At 39.3% G+C, this 18,082-nt stretch carries 18 protein-coding genes, 1 tRNA gene and 1 pseudogene; 9 read left to right on the top strand and 11 right to left on the bottom strand.

The features are described from left to right. Positions 1-118 precede the first annotated feature (118 nt). The 4 genes from P20652_RS17765 to murB all read right to left on the bottom strand — a co-directional run bounded on the left by P20652_RS17765 (position 119) and on the right by murB (position 3,027). Positions 119-194: transfer RNA gene (locus P20652_RS17765), tRNA-Thr, on the bottom strand. A 126-nt stretch (positions 195-320) separates the two neighbouring features. Next, a complete protein-coding gene (locus P20652_RS12315) occupies positions 321-1,031 on the bottom strand; it encodes a type III pantothenate kinase (RefSeq protein WP_008167387.1) in 711 nt (236 codons plus the stop codon). Then, complete coding sequence (gene birA, locus P20652_RS12320) at positions 1,028-2,020, bottom strand: bifunctional biotin--[acetyl-CoA-carboxylase] ligase/biotin operon repressor BirA (protein WP_008167385.1); 993 nt, start codon at positions 2,018-2,020, stop codon at positions 1,028-1,030. Before birA ends, P20652_RS12315 begins: the two co-directional genes overlap by 4 nt. Then, a complete protein-coding gene (gene murB, locus P20652_RS12325; protein ID WP_008167384.1) occupies positions 2,020-3,027 on the bottom strand; it encodes a UDP-N-acetylmuramate dehydrogenase in 1,008 nt (335 codons plus the stop codon). The genes birA and murB overlap by 1 nt, the downstream gene beginning before the upstream one ends. A gap of 143 nt (positions 3,028-3,170) precedes the next feature. Here murB and P20652_RS12330 point away from each other — a divergent pair, with 143 nt between their 5' ends. After that, positions 3,171-5,012 carry a M1 family metallopeptidase gene (locus tag P20652_RS12330; RefSeq protein WP_008167383.1) on the top strand — a complete coding sequence of 614 codons (1,842 nt, stop codon included), beginning with the start codon at positions 3,171-3,173 and terminating at the stop codon, positions 5,010-5,012. Positions 5,013-5,070: 58 nt separating this feature from the next. Here P20652_RS12330 and P20652_RS12335 read toward each other — a convergent pair whose 3' ends face one another. After that, entirely contained in the window at positions 5,071-5,670 is a 600-nt protein-coding gene (locus P20652_RS12335) for a DUF2057 domain-containing protein (RefSeq protein WP_008167382.1), read from the bottom strand. Positions 5,671-5,762: 92 nt separating this feature from the next. Between P20652_RS12335 and P20652_RS12340 the strand changes: the two genes are divergently transcribed. From P20652_RS12340 to P20652_RS12350, 3 genes are all read left to right on the top strand, one after another. Further along, positions 5,763-6,134, top strand: coding sequence for a histidine triad nucleotide-binding protein (locus tag P20652_RS12340; protein WP_008167381.1), 372 nt, complete (start codon positions 5,763-5,765; stop codon positions 6,132-6,134). Between the two features lie 201 nt (positions 6,135-6,335). Beyond that, the gene (locus P20652_RS12345; RefSeq protein WP_008167380.1) at positions 6,336-6,992 is read left to right on the top strand and encodes a response regulator transcription factor; all 657 of its coding nucleotides are present in this window, start codon (positions 6,336-6,338) and stop codon (positions 6,990-6,992) included. Between the two features lie 124 nt (positions 6,993-7,116). Further along, a complete protein-coding gene (locus P20652_RS12350) occupies positions 7,117-9,273 on the top strand; it encodes an ATP-binding protein (RefSeq protein WP_008167379.1) in 2,157 nt (718 codons plus the stop codon). 13 nt (positions 9,274-9,286) lie between these two features. Here P20652_RS12350 and P20652_RS21435 read toward each other — a convergent pair whose 3' ends face one another. The 5 genes from P20652_RS21435 to P20652_RS12365 form a co-directional block, all read right to left on the bottom strand. Beyond that, positions 9,287-9,517, bottom strand: a complete 231-nt coding sequence (locus P20652_RS21435; RefSeq protein ID WP_370587435.1) for a 50S ribosome-binding protein YggL — start codon at positions 9,515-9,517, stop codon at positions 9,287-9,289. Then, the gene (locus tag P20652_RS21430) at positions 9,484-9,636 is read right to left on the bottom strand and encodes a 50S ribosome-binding protein YggL (protein ID WP_008167377.1); all 153 of its coding nucleotides are present in this window, start codon (positions 9,634-9,636) and stop codon (positions 9,484-9,486) included. Before P20652_RS21430 ends, P20652_RS21435 begins: the two co-directional genes overlap by 34 nt. Before the next feature lie 36 nt (positions 9,637-9,672). Continuing rightward, on the bottom strand, positions 9,673-11,094 hold the full coding sequence (locus P20652_RS12355; RefSeq protein WP_008167376.1) for a mannose-1-phosphate guanylyltransferase/mannose-6-phosphate isomerase: 1,422 nt from the start codon (positions 11,092-11,094) through the stop codon (positions 9,673-9,675). A gap of 75 nt (positions 11,095-11,169) precedes the next feature. After that, positions 11,170-11,943, bottom strand: a complete 774-nt coding sequence (locus tag P20652_RS12360; protein ID WP_008167375.1) for an amidohydrolase — start codon at positions 11,941-11,943, stop codon at positions 11,170-11,172. Next, a complete protein-coding gene (locus P20652_RS12365) occupies positions 11,931-13,073 on the bottom strand; it encodes a methionine aminotransferase (RefSeq protein ID WP_008167374.1) in 1,143 nt (380 codons plus the stop codon). The genes P20652_RS12360 and P20652_RS12365 overlap by 13 nt, the downstream gene beginning before the upstream one ends. A gap of 108 nt (positions 13,074-13,181) precedes the next feature. On the opposite strand from P20652_RS12365, the gene P20652_RS12370 reads away from it, so the two are divergent. The 4 genes and pseudogenes from P20652_RS12370 (at position 13,182) to P20652_RS12380 (ending at position 16,228) form a co-directional block, all read left to right on the top strand. After that, on the top strand, positions 13,182-13,811 hold the full coding sequence (locus tag P20652_RS12370; RefSeq protein WP_008167373.1) for a methylthioribulose 1-phosphate dehydratase: 630 nt from the start codon (positions 13,182-13,184) through the stop codon (positions 13,809-13,811). Continuing rightward, a complete protein-coding gene (gene mtnC / locus P20652_RS12375) occupies positions 13,808-14,494 on the top strand; it encodes an acireductone synthase (protein ID WP_008167372.1) in 687 nt (228 codons plus the stop codon). The genes P20652_RS12370 and mtnC overlap by 4 nt, the downstream gene beginning before the upstream one ends. Next, positions 14,491-15,034: pseudogene (locus P20652_RS17755) on the top strand (acireductone dioxygenase). The gene mtnC and the pseudogene P20652_RS17755 overlap by 4 nt, the downstream one beginning before the upstream one ends. Positions 15,035-15,163: 129 nt before the next feature. Next, entirely contained in the window at positions 15,164-16,228 is a 1,065-nt protein-coding gene (locus P20652_RS12380; protein WP_008167366.1) for a RelA/SpoT domain-containing protein, read from the top strand. Here the strand turns inward: P20652_RS12380 and mtnA are convergent. Next, entirely contained in the window at positions 16,217-17,245 is a 1,029-nt protein-coding gene (gene mtnA, locus P20652_RS12385; protein ID WP_008167364.1) for an S-methyl-5-thioribose-1-phosphate isomerase, read from the bottom strand. The genes P20652_RS12380 and mtnA overlap by 12 nt on opposite strands. A gap of 129 nt (positions 17,246-17,374) precedes the next feature. On the opposite strand from mtnA, the gene mtnK reads away from it, so the two are divergent. Continuing rightward, the coding region (gene mtnK, locus P20652_RS17750; protein WP_033017263.1) for an S-methyl-5-thioribose kinase at positions 17,375-18,082 on the top strand (708 nt) is incomplete at its 3' end.

Below are 18,082 nucleotides of genomic sequence, written 5' to 3'. Positions count from 1 at the left end.
GGGAGCTGGATTCGAACCAGCGAAGGCTGAGCCGTCAGATTTACAGTCTGATCCCTTTGGCCGCTCGGGAACCCCTCCACGATAATTCTCTACTAATTCACTTCCGGTAAAAGGAAAGTGGTGCCGACTAACCGAGTCGAACGGTTGACCTACTGATTACAAGTCAGTTGCTCTACCAGCTGAGCTAAGTCGGCACTGCTTTAGTACGGGGCGAGATATTAGAGTAAGGTTTATTGGGATGCAACAACAAAATTAAAAAAAGTGTAAATTTTTAGTTTAAATGCTCAATATTCACGCGAAAACACGTTTTTTGCACTTTTTTATGTTGTTTTACTTAGCTGGTGCCAGTAATTTAATCCCTTCATTACGAGCAATGAATCAAAAATACTTCCTGCAAATTGCTGCTGTAATAGTGAGCCATAGCCACCAGCAAAAATTATTTGTACTTTTTGCTCTGTTTTTTTATCCGTTAAGTGCAACTTAGCTTGCTCAATTGCTCCAATGGTTGCCACTAAGGCACCGTTTTTTAAACCATTTGGCGTGTTTTTACCCAATTTATTAGTAAACGGTGTTTTACCGTCATCAAAAACACGTTGGGTATTTTGTGTAAGCGATGAGGTCATTAAATCAAGCCCAGGTAAAATCCAGCCACCTAAATGCTTACATTCGCTATCAAGCACGTCAATTGTGGTTGCAGTACCCGCATCAACAACAATGCATGCTGTGTTTGGATATAACGTAAAGCCTGCAATAAGCGCAAGCCACCTGTCTATGCCTAAGTTAGCTACATGCTCGTAAGCGCATACAAGATCTCCAAGCGTTTTGGTTACCTTGGCTTCAAAGCAAGCAATATTATTGCTAGCCGCTTGCGCGAGAATATCGTTTAGTAAATCACTGCGCCCTACGCACGCATAAATCACTTCGGTTATTTGCAACCAAGGTAGGTTATTTATATCTGCCGGTTGTGCTTGCTCGTTATGCCACAACACAGCTTTTAATGATGTATTTCCTACGTCGATCAGTAATCTCATACTTGCGCCTTTCTGAGGGAGACTTCCCCACCGTAATAACTTTTTACTTCACCATCTTGGCGAATTCGTATTCCACCTTGTGGGTCAATACCTTCGCATATTCCACGCCAACTTCGGTGCCCTGTATTTAGCTCAACATAATCGCCAGCAAACGCATTAAGGGAATTCCATTGCTCATACATATCTTGTAAGCCCGTTTGACGATACTGCACTAAACGCTGCTCTAAATGATAAGTAAGTGACGCCACCAGGTGGTTTTTATCAAGCTTTTGAGTATGTTGATTTAAGTCGGTCCACGCTTGGTCTATATGTTGGCTAAAACTCTCAGGCATTTGTAAATTAATACCTATACCAATCACTAACTGACAAGGTCCTTGCGGTTGTCCATCTAATTCAACCAATACACCTGCAAGTTTTTGTTTATTTATATAAATATCGTTAGGCCATTTAAGCTCTACGTCAATTTGGTATAACGCTTTAATTGCATCATAAACAGCAATGCCTACTGCAATTGATACACCCATTGCAGCTTGTAAGCCGTCATCTAGACGCCAAAAGTAACTGTAATACAGATTAGCGCCAAATGGGGATTGCCAAACACGGCCGCGTCTGCCACGTCCTGCTTGCTGCATTTCAGCAACAATAACAGTGCCAGATTCAAGCGCTGTTTTAGCCTGTATACGGCGCATAAGCTCACTGTTGGTCGAATCAATAATAGGATGTACTTCTACATCGGCAGTATTAGCACCTAGCGCTTTGTAGTGCTGATCAATTTGCGTTTTATTTAGAAGGCCCACCTGACTATTCAAACAATAGCCTTTGCCAGTCACTTTAAAGATATCCAAGCCCATTTCTTGTAACGTTTTAATATGTTTACTTACCGCAGCTCGGCTAATACCTAGCTTTTCACCCAAGGCTTGGCCAGATACAAAGCCTCCTTGGTTGAGTGCATTTAAAATAGCGAGTTTGTTTCCATCAGGTGCTTTCATTACTTAGGCTCCGCGTTAATATGGCATTCGCTGCGTGCATCCATTAAACGTACTTCGTGTTCTAGCATGATGTTGTAACGCGTATAAACAACTTGCTGAATGTGTTTAATCATTTTTATTAGGTCGCTGCCTTCACTATTTCCGTGATTAACAAGTACTAGAGCTTGTTGTTGATGCACTTCTATACCGGCCTCACGGTGCCCTTTTAAACCACTTTGATCGATTAGCCAACCTGCTGCGACCTTGTGATGACTTTGCCCATATTCGTAATGAGGTAAATCTGCAAATTGCTTTAATAGTTCAGCTAACTGCTGGTTGGTTATTATTGGGTTTTTAAAAAAGCTACCCGCATTGGCAAGTGTATATGGGTTAGGTAATTTGCTATTGCGAGTTTGTATTACTTGATCGAATACTGCTTGCGGGGTAATGCTTGAGAGCTGTTGCAGGGGGCCATAACTTAATACTGGTTGCCATTTTTTTGGGAGCGCTAAATGCACTTGCGTGATCACCGCTTTATTTTTGAGAGCATTTTTAAATATTGAGTCTCTGTAAGCAAATTCACATTGTGTATTATTTAGTGAGTGCATAGTTTTAGTGGTTATATCAAAGTACTCTACCAACTCAATAAATTTAGCTATCTCAACGCCATAAGCACCAATATTTTGTACCGGCGATGCACCCACTGTGCCCGGTATAAGTGCTAGATTTTCAAGCCCGGGTATATTTTTCTCTAATAAATAACTGACTAGTTGATGCCAGTTTTCGCCTGCGGCAATACTTATTAGTGTGTCGCTCTCACGCTCGGTAATTTTAATACCTTTTAAAGCTATTTTTATAACCGTACCCATGTAGTCATTTAAAAATACGGTATTACTGCCCTCGCCTAGCAAACAAAACGGTGCGCTAAAACTTTGCGTTTTAAGTTGCTCAACCTGAGTAATTTCAACAAAATTTTGGCATTGGCTGTTTAATGCGAATGTATGTAATGAGTGTAATGAATGCGCCACAAAGCTCTCTAAAAATACCGGTAACTAATCGCAATAGTTTACCTCATCGTCGCAAATGTGGCACTAGATTGTAAAAATCACTCAACCCACCGTGTCAATCGTGATATAAAACCAGCACTTTTTTATTTGTGTTCAGAGTAATGATGAAAATTAAACCTCTTTTTTTAAGCCTCGCTATGGCGGGTATGTGTTCGCAAGCAATGGCTAATGCGATTGACCAAAACTCGTATGCTAACCTTGATGATGTTGTTACTACTCACTTAAACCTTGATTTAGATGTCGACTTTGCCGACAAGCAGTTAGAAGGTTTTGTTGAGCATACTCTTCAGTGGAACAACAGCAAAAGTAGAACTCTCGTACTTGATACCCGCGACTTAGACATTGATAAAGTAATGTACAAAGATCAAAGCGGTAACTGGAAAAAAGCGACTTTTGATTTAGCTAAGCGAGATGATGTTAAAGGTTCAAAGCTTACTATTGTGTTTAAAAACCAAGCTGAAGTAGTTCGTATTTATTACAACAGTCGTCCAGAAGCTTCAGGCCTGCAATGGTTAACACCAGAGCAAACGGCAAGTAAAACGCATCCATTTATGTACAGCCAATCGCAAGCAATTCATGCACGTAGTTGGATCCCAGTGCAAGATACACCCGCAATGCGTGTAACTTACTCTGCACGAATTCATACACCAAAAGATATACGTGCTGTAATGAGTGCCGATAACAAAGATGCGCTTTATAAAGATGGCGACTACATTTTTGATATGCCACAAGCAATTTCACCTTACCTAATTGCTATTGGCGCAGGTAACTTAGAATTTAAAGCAATGTCGCACCAAACTGGCATATTTGCTGAGCCTACAATTTTAGATGCCTCAGTTGCTGAATTTGACGACACCCAAGCCATGATCGACAAAACAAACGCTATGTACGGCGAATATGCATGGGGTCGCTACGACTTATTAATGCTACCGCCAAGTTTTCCGTTTGGTGGCATGGAAAATCCACGCTTATCGTTTATAACTCCAACGGTTGTTGCTGGTGATAAAAGCTTAGTTAACCTTATTGCCCATGAGCTTGCTCATTCTTGGTCAGGTAACTTAGTTACGAACGCAACGTGGGAAGATTTATGGTTAAACGAAGGTTTTACCTCGTACGTTGAAAACCGCATTATGGAAGAAGTATTTGGTCGTGACCGTGCGGTTATGGAACAAGCACTTGATTCAGCGTCTTTACGCGCACAAATTAAAACAATTGATGCACCAGATACACGCCTTAATTTAAAACTTAACGGGCGCGACCCAGACGATGCATTTAGCTCAGTGCCTTACACTAAAGGTCAGTTATTTTTAATCTACCTAGAAAACAAATATGGTCGCGATAAGTTTGACCCATTCGTAAAAGCGTACTTTAAAGAGTTTTCGTTTAAATCACTTACTACCGCGCAATTTGTTACTTACTTAAAAGCTAACTTAATTGAGAAGTACCCTGGTGTTGTAAGTATGGATAAAGTAAACGAATGGATTTTTGAGCCTGGCTTACCAAGTGATGCGCCAAATCCAACGTCTGATGCATTTGATAAAGTAGATACTGCTACAGCAGCATGGTTGAAAGGCGACACAACCGCAGCTCAACTACCAACGACTGATTGGTCTGTGCATGAGTGGCTACACTTTTTAAATAACTTACCACGCGATTTAAGCATAGAGAAAATGAGCGAGCTTGATAGTGAATTTAACCTAACGCAATCAACTAACGCTGAACGTGCGTTTGCTTGGTTTATGCTAGCAGTAGGTAATGGTTATCAACCAATTTATCCTGCGCTTAACAAGCACTTATCTGGTATTGGTCGTCGTAAGCTAATTGTACCGTTATATAAATCACTTATCACTAACGGTAAAAAAGAGTGGGCACAAAGCGTGTACTTAAAAGCGCGCCCTGGGTATCACCCTCTTGCGCAAGGTACTATTGACGCATTATTTGAATAAATAGCGTTAACTAGAAACTAAAAAGGGCCAAATGTGGCCCTTTTGTTTTTCTGTTATTTTACTTTGTTACTTTTTCTAAGAAAGCTTTACGCTCTGCAGTTGTGGCTTGTTGCCACCAAAAATCAAGCATTTGCGGCGCACTTGGCATGCCTTTACCTGTAATTGGTGCTATCGGCTTTATTGGCTGACTAGGACGTGAAGGTCCTGCAGGCAATGTATTTTGCATTACCGGTTTATTGCTTGCTAGTTGCGTGTTAGAAATAACACTTAGAGGCTTAGCAACAGCGCTACTTTTTGCTTTTAAACTCACTTGTGGTGCCTCTGCAAATACTTTTGCAGATACTGCATTTTCAGCACGATTAAACACTAAGGTATAATCTTTACCTGCTTCAACAGTTACACTTACCCAAAATGGTTCAGACTCTATCACTTCATGCATGTCGTAGCCGTCTTCATATAAATCAGTGTACTTTAGCCTAAGCTGATAGGTTCCTGGTGCAAGCTCTACATCATCAATACGACTAAACAAAGAGCTTTCTAGCATTTTATCGCCCACTTGCAGTGGTACAAATTCTTCTGGAAAGTGAATATTTTCCGCATTAGCCGAAAAACTAAGTAGTAATGCAACTGCACTACTTATTAAAATTGGTTTAAGCATATTAACTCCTATATTTGATTTCAGTTTGACACTGCTTTGAAAGTTTGTCATTAGTGAGCTTAAAATTCACAACACTTAATTAGGAACACACTATGAGCCAAGAAACAATTTTTACTAAAATAATTAACCGAGAAATTCCAGCCAGTATTGTTTATGAAGACGATAACACTCTTGCATTTAAAGATATAAACCCTCAGGCCCCATTTCATGTATTAATTATCCCAAAAAAAGCAATTGCCACCATAAATGATATAAACGAAGAAAATGCTCATTTAATAGGTGATTTATACCTCGTTGCCGCAAAATTAGCTAAACAAAATAACTTTGCCGAAGATGGATACCGCGTAGTTATGAACTGTAACAAGCACGGCGGGCAAACTGTATATCACATACATTTACACATGCTTGCTGGTAAAGAAATGGGCTGGCCCCCGTATCAAGACTCTAAAAAAGAAATTATTTAAAATCACTTGCACTTTAATTGAGTAACAAGTGTTAAGAGAAATCACAACTTAAAGATTTAAAATTACTTATTTGCAACATTTTATGTTTAAATAATCGTAAAATCGTACTTGTTTTTGAGTACATTAACGACTTTCTAATACAATAGGTGTGGAAGTCGTGGTAAACTTAATCAGTCAGCTTTATAAAAGAGTATATAAAACATGAGCAGTTCTGCCTTTTTGTTATTAGATAAAGAGCCAATTAACACTATTGGTATTAACGTTCTAGAACCTTTGTTAAAAACGCAAGGCCTTGACGTAACCACAGGTACTAATATTTTAGACATACCTGAAGGGACTCGACTTTTGTTTATTGAAACATCAAGCAAGGATGCATGGGGCAAACTAAAAGAACAACTAGTAAACCTACGTATTAAATGCGATATAATATTATTTAATCTAGACGAAAACCCTGAGCTTGCTAATCGTGCATTATTGAGCGGTATTCGTGGCGTATTTTATACAACAGATAACGCTGATGTATTAATGAAAGGTATTCGCCTACTACTTGAAGATCAACTTTGGTACCGTCGCGATATTATGTGTAATGCATTAAATCGTATGCTGCAGTTTAATAAAGACGCACTGCACAAACTAACCGAAGGTGATATAGAGCCGGTTAAACTTACTAAACGAGAAAAAGCAATTATCTCGTTAATGAGTAATGGTTCTAAAAACAAAGAAATCGCTGAAGAGTTAAGCATTAGTCCACACACAGTAAAAACACACTTATATAGTGCATTTAGAAAAACTAAATGTCGAAACCGTATTGAGCTATTGTCATGGGCACAGCAAAATATACCAGACGAAATTCGCTAAATATGAATTACGACTAAACATTAAAACAGACACTTAGGTGTCTGTTTTTGTATGTGTTATGTGGTTAATTAAGTGTATACTTTTTTATTAATATTGGTTTAAACGCTACTTTGCTGGAACTTCAATGCTCGATTCTTTCACTCTATATTTTGCCAGCATAGCCATTATGGTCGTAATGACCTTTCTTAACTTTTTAACGTGGCGTACAAACAAACAGATTCCAGGCACTCTACTCTATATTTTTTATCCTGTTTTATTACTGAGCTCTGTTATTGGATTTACCTTCGTTGGTGATACCCACAATGTAGTTATAATTAATATTGCCAGCTGCATGATGTTTGCCGCATCAATTGTACATTGCCTTTCAATCAGTCAATTTTTAAATTATCACGGTATTGGTTTTAAATTACTTTGCTCAGTGACCGCTTTTTGCACTGTAATGCTTGGTTATTACACCTTTTTTGAACCATCTTTACACGAAAGAGTGATTGCATCCGATATACAACACATAGCAGAGGCCGGTTTTTTACTGTTTATATTTATTAAGTGTGCACGCAAACCCTATCCCAATGGCAGCATTGTATACATAACCATTTTAACGCTTGTTGCTTTAAGCTTTATTGGCCGCTCGTTATTTATGGATAGCATTGAACAAAAAAATCTTTTAGTAAATGGCTGGTTTAGCTCTTTGCTATTTTTAAATAGCGTAATTGCACCCATGTTTTATGCTGCAGGTATGGCGTTATTGTGTAATGAGCGCAGAGAGCAGCACCTCAATAAATTAGCCGATAAAGCACAAAAAGATTTAGAAATACGCGGGCTCTTTTTATCAACTATAAGCCACGAAATTCGCACCCCGCTAAACGGTATTTTAGGCAGCGCCCAACTTGTTATGAACCAAACAAGTGATACCCGCAATAAAGCCTATTGCGAGGCGATTATAAATTCTGCCGAATCACTTAACTTATTGGTAGATAAGGTCCTTGATTACGCGAGCCTAGATCAAAGTGACGAAGCGCTTTACGAAGAAGATGTAGAGTTTAAAACATGGATTAATAATTTATGCTTATTACTCAGCCCTCTCGCCGAGCAAAAGCAACTCAAGTTTGAACTAATATGTAATATTCCTGAGCAAGCATGTTATTACTGCGACCAGCAAAAACTTAGGCAAATAATTATTAATTTAGTGGGTAATGCCATTAAGTTTACAGACCACGGAACCGTTAAAATTCAGGTTGATTTAGTATTAGAAAAGCAACTTGAACACACTATAAAAATTAGTGTAAAAGATTCAGGGCCAGGTATAGAAAATGATGAGATAGCCTACTTAACAGAACCTTATGTACAAAGTAGCGCCGGAAAAGAGAAAGGCGGAACCGGCCTTGGTTTAGCCATTACCAGTCGCCTGCTTGAAAAGCTCAGTAGCCGACTCGAAATAACCAGCCAGCTTGGTACTGGCAGTGTATTTAGCTTTACCATTACCTTCACTTTAGGTGAGTTAAGCCTTGTAGAGCAGCGCCATCAAACTAAAGATTACTTAACAGGGCTTGATGTACTACTGGTCGAAGATTTAGATTTAAATCAAAAAATTGCTATAGAATTTATGGCTGACGATGAGCACAGAATTAAGCTCGCAAAAGATGGAGAAAGCGCAATCGAACTCATGCAAGCTCACCACTTTGATGTTGTTTTGCTTGATATGAACCTACCTGATTTAACTGGGCAAGAAGTACTTAAACGCCTAAAACGCATTGGTCATAAAAATCAACGAACCCCAGTACTCGCGTTTACTGCAAGCCTTAGCCCTGACGAAGTAAAAGAGTATTTAGAACTAGGTATAAAAGACATTGTAGGCAAGCCTATTAAGCATGAAAAGCTTCGCCAAGCACTTAGCGATTCTCAATCTAATCAAACTGCGAGTATTGCAGTAGAGCTTATTGATACCTTGTATGACAAAACAGCAGCCGAAACACTCACCGGCTCGTTTAGTGAAGATGAAGTGTCGTCGATTTATAATGAATTTGTGCTTTCGGCGCGTAACAAACTAATCCGCTGTCAAAAGCTTATTGACCACCAACCAGAGCAATGCATTAAACTTTTACATCGCCAAGCAAGTACCGCGCTGCAACTTGGTTTTAATCGCTATGGTATTGAGCTTAAAAAAATAGAGCGCCGTTTACTCGATAAAAAACCACACAACGATATGCTCGATGAAGCGTTAGATCTGTGGCAACGCAGCTTAGAGCAATATTTAAAGTTTGTGCGTGGGCAGTTAGAGTGAAATTTAATATCAGTTAAAAGCTATAATTAACATCCACTAACTGCCCTAATGATAAGTTTGAAACGTCTTTATTTTTTAACAACCAGCTTTCAATCACCTCTATATCTTCTATTGAAGGTGAGCCATAACGTTTGGAAGATGTTATAAACACCTCGAAATATTCCGCATCACCCCCTCCTCCAACCATAAGATTTTGTGATGCAGCTTGTACTAAAAAATCATCAATAAAAACATCAAACTGTATTTTATTTTTAATGCTAAATTACACTTAAGTGAAAAACCTAAAATAGCATACTCATCCACATATAATTTTTTACGCAGCCTCTTACTTTTTGGTTTTCTCTGTTTATTTATATGATCCATAAGGTTCACTCTTCTATAGTTTGAAATATTAATAATTTAATTTTTATCTCTTCCATATTTATCATCAAATCGCTCTATATCACTTTCATCAAGTACAGCACCGGTTTGCACTTCAATGACAATTAACGGCTCTTTTTGATTATTAGCCAAGCTATGAATTTTTTTTGCGGCGATATAACACGATTGGTCGTGCGTTAGCGTATACATTTGCTCATTAATACATACATTTGCAATACCCGAGACCACAACCCAATGTTCAGCGCGATGCTGATGGCGCTGCGTCGAAAGCTTAGCACCACTGTTAACAGTAATTTTTTTAACCTTAAAGCCCGTGCCTTCAACTAAAGTACGGTAATTCCCCCACGGGCGAAAAACCACTTGATGATAATTAAGTTTATCGGCCTGTGTTGTAGCAATTTGCTCAAGTAGCAAAGGCAGAGAATCTAGCTCATTTTGGTTTGCAATTAACGTGGCATCGTGGGTATGAATAATTGCTAAGTCATTTACTCCAAGCGTGGCTATTGTGTGTTCAGCCTCGTTAATAACTAAGTTATTAGTGCTTTTTTGAGCCATATAATTAGCATTTAAACTATTACCGTTTTTATCTTTTTTTGTAAGCGCATCAAGGGATGAAAAACTACCTACATCACTCCATTTTAAATCAACAGGCATAACAACTACGTTGTCGCTTCGCTCTAAAATAGCGTAATCAATTGAATCGCTTGGGCAGTGTTCAAGCGCACTGTTACTTGGGCGGGTAAACCCTAAATCTTTAGTAAATTGTGCCGCTGCAGCAACGCTCGTTGCTATTTTTGGCGCAAACCTCTCGAGCTCTTTTAAGTAGGCTGCTGGGGTAAATAAAAACATGCCGCTATTCCAGCTATAACCTCCTTGAGCTAAATAACGGTTCGCTGTATCTAAGCCAGGCTTTTCTTTAAATTGTGCAACATCGTAACAACCCGTTCCAGCAATAGCCGCGCCTTGTTTTATGTAGCCATAACCAGTATGAGGCTCTGTAGGAGTAATCGAAAACGTCACTAACTTACCTTGCTCGGCAAGTTTTACAGCTTCTGGGAGCTTAGTCGTTAATACATCAAAGTTTTTAATATGATGATCGGCAGGCATCACTAATAGCGGGCCGGTAATCCCATTTTGCAGTGCATAGTGGGCGGCTAATGCGATGGCAGGCGCGGTATTTTTACCTTTGGGTTCGAGTAATAATGCAGTAGGAGTTGAGCTTGCAGCTTGCTCGGCGGCAATAAATCGGTGCTGTTCGTTACACACTAAAATAGCATTATCAAACAACTCATTAGAAACACGCGCCAATGTACTTTGCAGTAATGACGTGTTTTCACTAAGTAGTGGTAAAAATTGTTTAGGCATTGCTTGGCGAGAAAGCGGCCACAAGCGAGAGCCTATGCCACCAGCTAAAATTACAGGAGTGATTAACGTGTTCATAATGTATATTAGCCGCCAACAAAAATATCAGCGACTATTTTAACACTTCTTTGGCTCTGCGCTAAATTAACGTGTTTATATTAATGTAAAAGAGTCTGCATCTAAATAGGCAGGAAACGCTGCTTTAAACTCATCCAGTGGCGCTTTTTCAAGCGTGATAGTAACTAGTTGCTCAGTGTTATCTTGCGCTTTAGTTAAGGCATCGCCTTTAAAGTCGTATACTGCGGTACCGCCATTGTGCGCCACACCATTACCGTCTTCACCCACGCGATTAACGCCTACTACGTAACACAGGTTTTCCATTGCACGCGCCATAAGTAACGTATCCCAAATATGGCGACGCACAGCAGGCCAGTTTGCTACGTTTATCATTACATCGTAGTCGTTATTATTACGTTGAAATACCGGAAAGCGCAGGTCGTAACATACCTGCGGTAATAGTTTAAAACCATTGATTTCAAAAACTTTGCGCGCTTGCCCTGCTACAACATAATCGCCCTCGCTGCCTAAGCGAAATAAATGACGCTTATCGTAATAACTTACCTCACCATCGGGCTTTACCCAATAAAACCGATTCGCTTTTTTATCGCCTTGTGCAACAAGTATCGAACCTGCAATAACCGCATTATGTTTATGAGCCTGCGCCTTTAACCACGTCAGTACTTTACCGTTTTCAGGCTCTGCACAATCTAAATTAATAGCAAAGCCAGTCGAGAATGTTTCGGGCAGTAAAATAAGATCGGGCTGATGCGCAATTGCTTCAAGCTGTTTATTAAACATGGCTAAATTAGCATCTTTATCAAGCCAATAAAGCGAGCTTTGCAATGCTGTAATGGTTAAAGTTGACATAATATTTGCGCAGCCTCTATGAGAGTGTTGTCGTTTTTAGCAAAGCATAAACGAATAACTTTGTCGGTTGGTGGATTTTGATAAAACACACTTAATGGTATAGCCGCAACACCGGCTTGCTCAACTAACCAATGGCAAAATTCAACATCGTTTAAATCCGATACATCACTGTAATCTAATAATAAAAAGTAAGTGCCCTGGCTAGATAAAATTTTAAAACGGCTGTTACTTAAATGGTTCGCTAATAAGTCGCGTTTTTGCTGATAAAACCCACTTAGCTCATCTATATGCTCGCCTTGCTGCTCTAGCATATCGGCAAGCGCATGCTGTGCGGGGGTAAAACTTGAAAACGTAACGTACTGATGAATTTTTCTAAATTCGACAGCTAAATCGGCAGGTGCAATACAGTAACCCATTTTCCAGCCCGTGCTGTGAAACGTTTTACCAAAACTCGATATAACAAAGCTTTTGGCAAATAATTCATCATCGCGTAATACGCTTAAATGCGGTTGCTGATCAAACGTAATGTGCTCATATACCTCATCGCTTATTACATATAAATTGTGAGTACCAACTAACTCTTTAAGCTCTTTTATATCTCGTGGCTGTAATATTTTACCGCTTGGGTTATGAGGCGTATTAATAATAATTGCACGGGTATTTTTAGTAATTGCTTGGCTTACTACTTGCCAATCAATGATGTAGTTAGGCGCACTTAAAGCAATGTGTACCGACTTTCCACCAGCGAGTTCAATTGCCGGTTGGTAAGAGTCATATGCAGGGTCAAATACAATCACTTCATCACTTGGGCGCACAATTGTTTGAATAGCCACAAACAATGCCTCTGTTGCACCTGAGGTAACAGTCACTTGATCAGCTGCGTTTATATCAGCTGCATACTTACGCTTTGCTAAATCAGCAATTTGTTGCTGTAATCGAGGTACACCACTTGAAGGTGAATATTGATTAACGCCCTGCTGCACATAATAATTTAGCTGCGTTTTTAAAAGTTCAGGAGCATCAAACTCAGGAAAGCCTTGAGAGAGATTAATTGCCGAAAACTCATTAGCCAACCCGCTCATTTGGCTAAATATACTAACGCCTAAATTTGGTAATTTACTTTCAAACACGTGATGCCCTTAATGATGGTTTTGCGCTTAAAGCGATGCTATCATTGCTTAAAACAGAAGTATAGCCGTCTAAAAACAATTAACTTTACGCTCATTAGTGAGGAATGTATGCAAAACAATACCGCTATTTCACAACTTATTGAAGCCGGAAAATGGGTTAGCCAAAAAGGCTGGGTACCCGCAACAGGTGGAAATTTTTCAGCTCGTACTAGCACTGGCTTTGTTGTTACGGCAAGTGGGCACGATAAAGGCTCACTGACGCAAGCGCATTTTTTGCAATTAGACCACCAAGGCGAGCGCCTAGCAGGAGCTGTAAAGCCATCGGCAGAAACACAATTACACCTAAGTTTGTATCAGCTTATACCTGATGCACAGTGTGTTTTGCATACTCACTCTGTAGCCGCCACCGTACTGTCGCAAATTACCCAAAGGCATCAGCTTGATTTAACAGGCTATGAAATGCAAAAAGCACTGAGCGGCTTTACTTCGCATTTAGAAACGCTGAGCATTCCTATTTTCGATAACGATCAAGATATTGACCGATTAAGCCTGCTGGTCAGTGACCATCATTTACATACGCCGATAGAGCACGGCGTACTGATACGTGGTCATGGCTTATATGCAGTAGGGCGCAATACTGATGAAGTTCGCCGCCACTTAGAAGCCTTAGAGTTTTTATTTAGCTGCGAACTAGAGCGCCTAAAAATAATAGGCATTCAAGCGGGAGTAACTAAATGATTAAAGCTATTTTAACCGACATCGAAGGCACAATAACCCGTATCTCGTTTGTTAAAGAGGTGTTGTTTCCTTACGCGGCAAAACAGTTACCTACCTTTGTACGTGCCAATGCTGATAAGCCTGATGTAGCCGAGCAAATTAGTGTCGTAAAAGCGCTTATCGAAAAGCCAAACGCCGATATAGAAGAAGTCATTAGTACCTTACTTACCTGGATTGATGAAGATAAAAAAATCACTCCACTTAAGCAGTTACAAGGCTTAATTTGGCAAACAGGGTATGAACACGGTGATTTTAAGGGCCATTTATACCCAGATGCATTTGATTTTTTACAAGATCAGTACAACAACGATATAGTTTTATATGTGTACTCGTCAGGGTCAGTAAAAGCGCAGCAGCTACTTTTTAAATACAGTGATTATGGTGACATTCGCAGCTTGTTTACTGACTTTTTTGACACCAAAGTTGGCGCAAAACAAGAGCAAATAGCCTATAACACTATTGTTGAGCTGTTACCGTTTAAAGCAGCAGAAATACTCTTTTTAAGTGATGTAGCCGGCGAGCTTGATGCCGCGCAAGCTGTGGGCATAAAAACACTACATTTAATTCGTGATGGGCAAGCAGGCACTAAAGCACACCCTTACATTAATGACTTTAGCCAATTTAAATTGGAGCAATTAGTATGAGCCAATTAACAGTGTATGCCGACAACAATGCAAACAAAGCACTTGTAAACACATCAAATGCTGATGATATTGCAAAGCAACTAGCTAAAGTAAACGTACGTTTTGAACAGTGGCAAGCAAATGCAGATATTAATGAGCACACCACCCATGAGCAAATTATTAGTGCCTACAAAAACGATATAGATCGGTTAAAAACCGAAAATGGCTATCAAACAGTAGACGTTATATCTCTAGCTAAAGGTAATCTTGGCGCATCAGAGCTGCGTAAAAAGTTTTTATTTGAACATACTCATAGTGAAGACGAAGTGTCGTTTTTTTGTAAAAGGCCAAGGGCTATTTTGCCTGCATTTAGGCAATAAGGTTTATCAGGTACTTTGCCAACAAGGCGATTTAATTTCAGTGCCTGAGCTTACCCCGCATTGGTTTGATATGGGAAGCGACCCTGAGTTTACTGCCATTCGCTTATTTAACAATACAGAGGGCTGGGTAGCAAAAAGCACTGACTCGTCTATTGCAGAGCAATTTCCCTTGCTCGATTAATAAAGCTCAGTGCACGCATGCCTAAACTATATTTTCTATAAGCGTATTTATGCTATTTGCAGGATGACTTCAATCACTTAACTCTGTAATATTATTTCAGCAATGCAGCTGATAAAGAGTAACTTTCCAATGGTGAACGAACAATATCAAAAGTCTAAACAACAACTAGCCTACTCACGTAAGCAAGTTGAAAAGGCTGGTCGTATTTTTCGTAAAAATGAAGGTGATTTTGACTTTGCAATAGAGGTTGTACAAAACTATCGTGCAGCACATTTATATCCGCTGACTATTATTAAAAACCTCGTATGGAAACATGTAAAAAAGCTTCATTTGCTAGAATCGGCGACCATAGTTAGACGCTTAAAGCGCTTGCCAACTATTATAGATAAGTTACAAAGAGCCTCGTTGGATGGTAAAAATGAAAACGCAATAAATCTGAAGCGAATGCACGATATAGGTGGCTGCCGAGTAATCTTAGATAATCTAGAGCATCTATATCAACTTAACGCCAGTTTAGACTCGAGTAGAGCTGTTCATAGCGTTAAATCATATGATTATATTGAAAACCCAAAAGCGACAGGCTACAGAGGTATTCATCGTGTTTATAAAAGTTATAACAATTTAGAATCTCACGATTATAAAGGCTTTCAAATTGAAGTTCAGTTGCGCACTAGGCTTCAGCACCTTTGGGCTACTACTGTTGAAATTGTAGATATTATTGAAAAAGAAACACTAAAAACTAATCCCCAAGCAGCCGACACAGATTGGAAGCGATTATTTTTTATTATGGGTGAGTTTCTTGCAGTCAAAGATGGTTCAAATCAATTAAGTTCACAACAATCGCAGACCTTTGTTGATGAGCTTTCGGCACTAAATAAAAAGCTAGCCGCATTTCATAAGCTTGATGCATTTAATCGCGCATTCCAAGTTGACGAAATTAAAAATAAATCGAAAGATACAGGCTTTGCTTTACTCGTTCACAACACAGAAACACAAATGGGTCGAGTCTTTTTATATGCAGAAAATAAAAAGCAAGAAGCTCTAACACATTACGCCGAACAAGAAAAACAAACTCACAATAACGTACTTCTAGTAGCAGGGAGCGACTTGAAATCAATAGAAAAAGCCTACCCCAACTACCTAAATAGTACCTCTGAGTTTCTTTCAGAATTCAGTCGCATATTATTGAGTTAGCTCTTTAAGTTTACCCATTAATACTTGTTGCTGGTTATACACACCCGTATCTAACACCCATCCTGTAACCAGCTTTGCCGGCGTTATATCAAATGCTGGGTTATATACATTAGCATTAGTGGGCGCCCATAAAGCCTCACCAAAGCTACCGCTAACTCCGCGCACTTCTTGAGGATTACGTTGCTCTATTTCTATATCATCACCACACGCGGTGTTGGTATCAAGCGTGGTAATAGGCGCAACTACATAAAATGGAATGTTATGAAAATACGCAAGTACGGCTAAATTATAGGTACCCACTTTATTAGCAAAATCACCATTGGCAGCAATACGATCAGCCCCTACTACTATTTTATCTACCTTACCTGCAGCCATTAAACTTGCCGCCATATTATCGCAAATTAATGTGTAAGGTATTTTCCAGCGCTCAAGCTCAAAGGCAGTTAAGCGACCGCCTTGTAATAGTGGTCGTGTTTCATCAACCCACACATGTACGTTGCCATATTTTTGCTGCGCTTTGTAAATAACACCTAGTGCAGTACCAATACCAGCGGTTGCAAGCGCCCCTGTATTGCAATGAGTTAATACATTGTCGCCACTATTTATAAGCTCGGCGCCACGGGTTGCCATTCGTTCACACAGCTCAATATCTTCAATAAACAACCGCTCAGCAGTACTAACAATACCGGCAACATAATCGCTTTGCGTTAAAGCTTTTCGCAATGCCGCCATACAATGCATTAAATTAACTGCCGTTGGACGAGTGGCCTCTAGTTCATTGATTGCTTTTTCAAGCTCACTTTTTACTACCCCTTGTTCAGCTAAATACGCCACTAACAAGCTCGCGCCTAAACCAATAAGTGGAGCTCCACGCACTTTTAAGTTAATGATCAGCTCTTTCATGGTTTCTACATCATGGCACTGATGCCATACCTGCTGGTGAGGAAGTAAATATTGGTCGAGCACACTAAGCGACCCGTTTTCATATTTTAAACTGCTTGCGATTAAATTTTGCATAATGCTTAAGGTATTAAAAATGCGTAACGTTATTTTACACCACTTTGAATAACTCTCAAGTTAGACTTGTAGACATCTAAACATTTAAAGGTATAGAATGCTTAAAAGCTGATTTTTGAGATTTAAACCATGACTAACTATGTTGCTTTTAACGCACAGCGCGCTATCGATTACGTATCGAAATTAATTGAATCTAAACAATGTAATTTTTTTGCTCAAGGACAAACCTTATCGGCATATGAGTTTGGTGATGGCAATCTTAATTTAGTATTTAGAATTACTGATGAGCAAAACAATAGTGTTATTTTAAAGCAAGCTCTGCCTTACGCTCGTTGCGTGGGTGAGTCGTGGCCATTAACACTTGATAGAGCCCGTATAGAAGCGCAAGTTTTACTTAATCATGGCGCTATTTGCCCTACTTATACTGCTAATGTTTTACATTATAGTGAAATGCAAGCGCTGACTATTTTAGAAGATTTAGGTAATTTGCAAATACTGCGAACTGCACAAAATAATGCTGAGCAATTTCCTAAATTGGCGCAGCATGTAGCTACCTACTTAAGCCATACTGGCTTTTATAATTCAGATTTTTATTTAACCGCGCAAACTAAAAAAGCACTTGTTAGTCAATTTACTAATCCTGAGCTTTGCCAAATCACTGAAGACTTATTTTTTAGCGATCCGTACATTGATCACGAACGCAATAACTACCCAAAGCAACTACAAAACGAAGTTGACGCAATACAAAAAAACAACGCATTGAAGTTAGAAATAGCAAAACTAAAAGCTAATTTTTTATCTAACCCGCAAACATTACTTCATGGTGATATGCACAGC

Origin of the sequence: Pseudoalteromonas sp. BSi20652, from assembly GCF_000239855.1 — a bacterium.
GTDB lineage: Bacteria > Pseudomonadota > Gammaproteobacteria > Enterobacterales > Alteromonadaceae > Pseudoalteromonas.
Note: the sequence above shows the minus strand (reverse complement) of the source record. Positions and strands in the feature narration are given on the sequence as shown.

Bases quoted from the DNA above. Each gene is read 5' to 3' on its own strand.
- P20652_RS12345 (WP_008167380.1), top strand. From the start codon at position 6,336: ATGAGCAGTTCTGCCTTTTTGTTATTAGATAAAGAGCCAATTAACACT.
- P20652_RS21430 (WP_008167377.1), bottom strand. From the start codon at position 9,636: ATGGATCATATAAATAAACAGAGAAAACCAAAAAGTAAGAGGCTGCGT.
- P20652_RS12355 (WP_008167376.1), bottom strand. From the start codon at position 11,094: ATGAACACGTTAATCACTCCTGTAATTTTAGCTGGTGGCATAGGCTCT.
- birA (WP_008167385.1), bottom strand. From the start codon at position 2,020: ATGAAAGCACCTGATGGAAACAAACTCGCTATTTTAAATGCACTCAAC.
- P20652_RS12330 (WP_008167383.1), top strand. From the start codon at position 3,171: ATGAAAATTAAACCTCTTTTTTTAAGCCTCGCTATGGCGGGTATGTGT.
- P20652_RS12370 (WP_008167373.1), top strand. From the start codon at position 13,182: ATGCAAAACAATACCGCTATTTCACAACTTATTGAAGCCGGAAAATGG.
- mtnC (WP_008167372.1), top strand. From the start codon at position 13,808: ATGATTAAAGCTATTTTAACCGACATCGAAGGCACAATAACCCGTATC.
- P20652_RS12315 (WP_008167387.1), bottom strand. From the start codon at position 1,031: ATGAGATTACTGATCGACGTAGGAAATACATCATTAAAAGCTGTGTTG.
- P20652_RS12335 (WP_008167382.1), bottom strand. From the start codon at position 5,670: ATGCTTAAACCAATTTTAATAAGTAGTGCAGTTGCATTACTACTTAGT.
- P20652_RS12340 (WP_008167381.1), top strand. From the start codon at position 5,763: ATGAGCCAAGAAACAATTTTTACTAAAATAATTAACCGAGAAATTCCA.
- mtnA (WP_008167364.1), bottom strand. From the start codon at position 17,245: ATGCAAAATTTAATCGCAAGCAGTTTAAAATATGAAAACGGGTCGCTT.
- P20652_RS12360 (WP_008167375.1), bottom strand. From the start codon at position 11,943: ATGTCAACTTTAACCATTACAGCATTGCAAAGCTCGCTTTATTGGCTT.
- P20652_RS12350 (WP_008167379.1), top strand. From the start codon at position 7,117: ATGCTCGATTCTTTCACTCTATATTTTGCCAGCATAGCCATTATGGTC.
- P20652_RS12380 (WP_008167366.1), top strand. From the start codon at position 15,164: ATGGTGAACGAACAATATCAAAAGTCTAAACAACAACTAGCCTACTCA.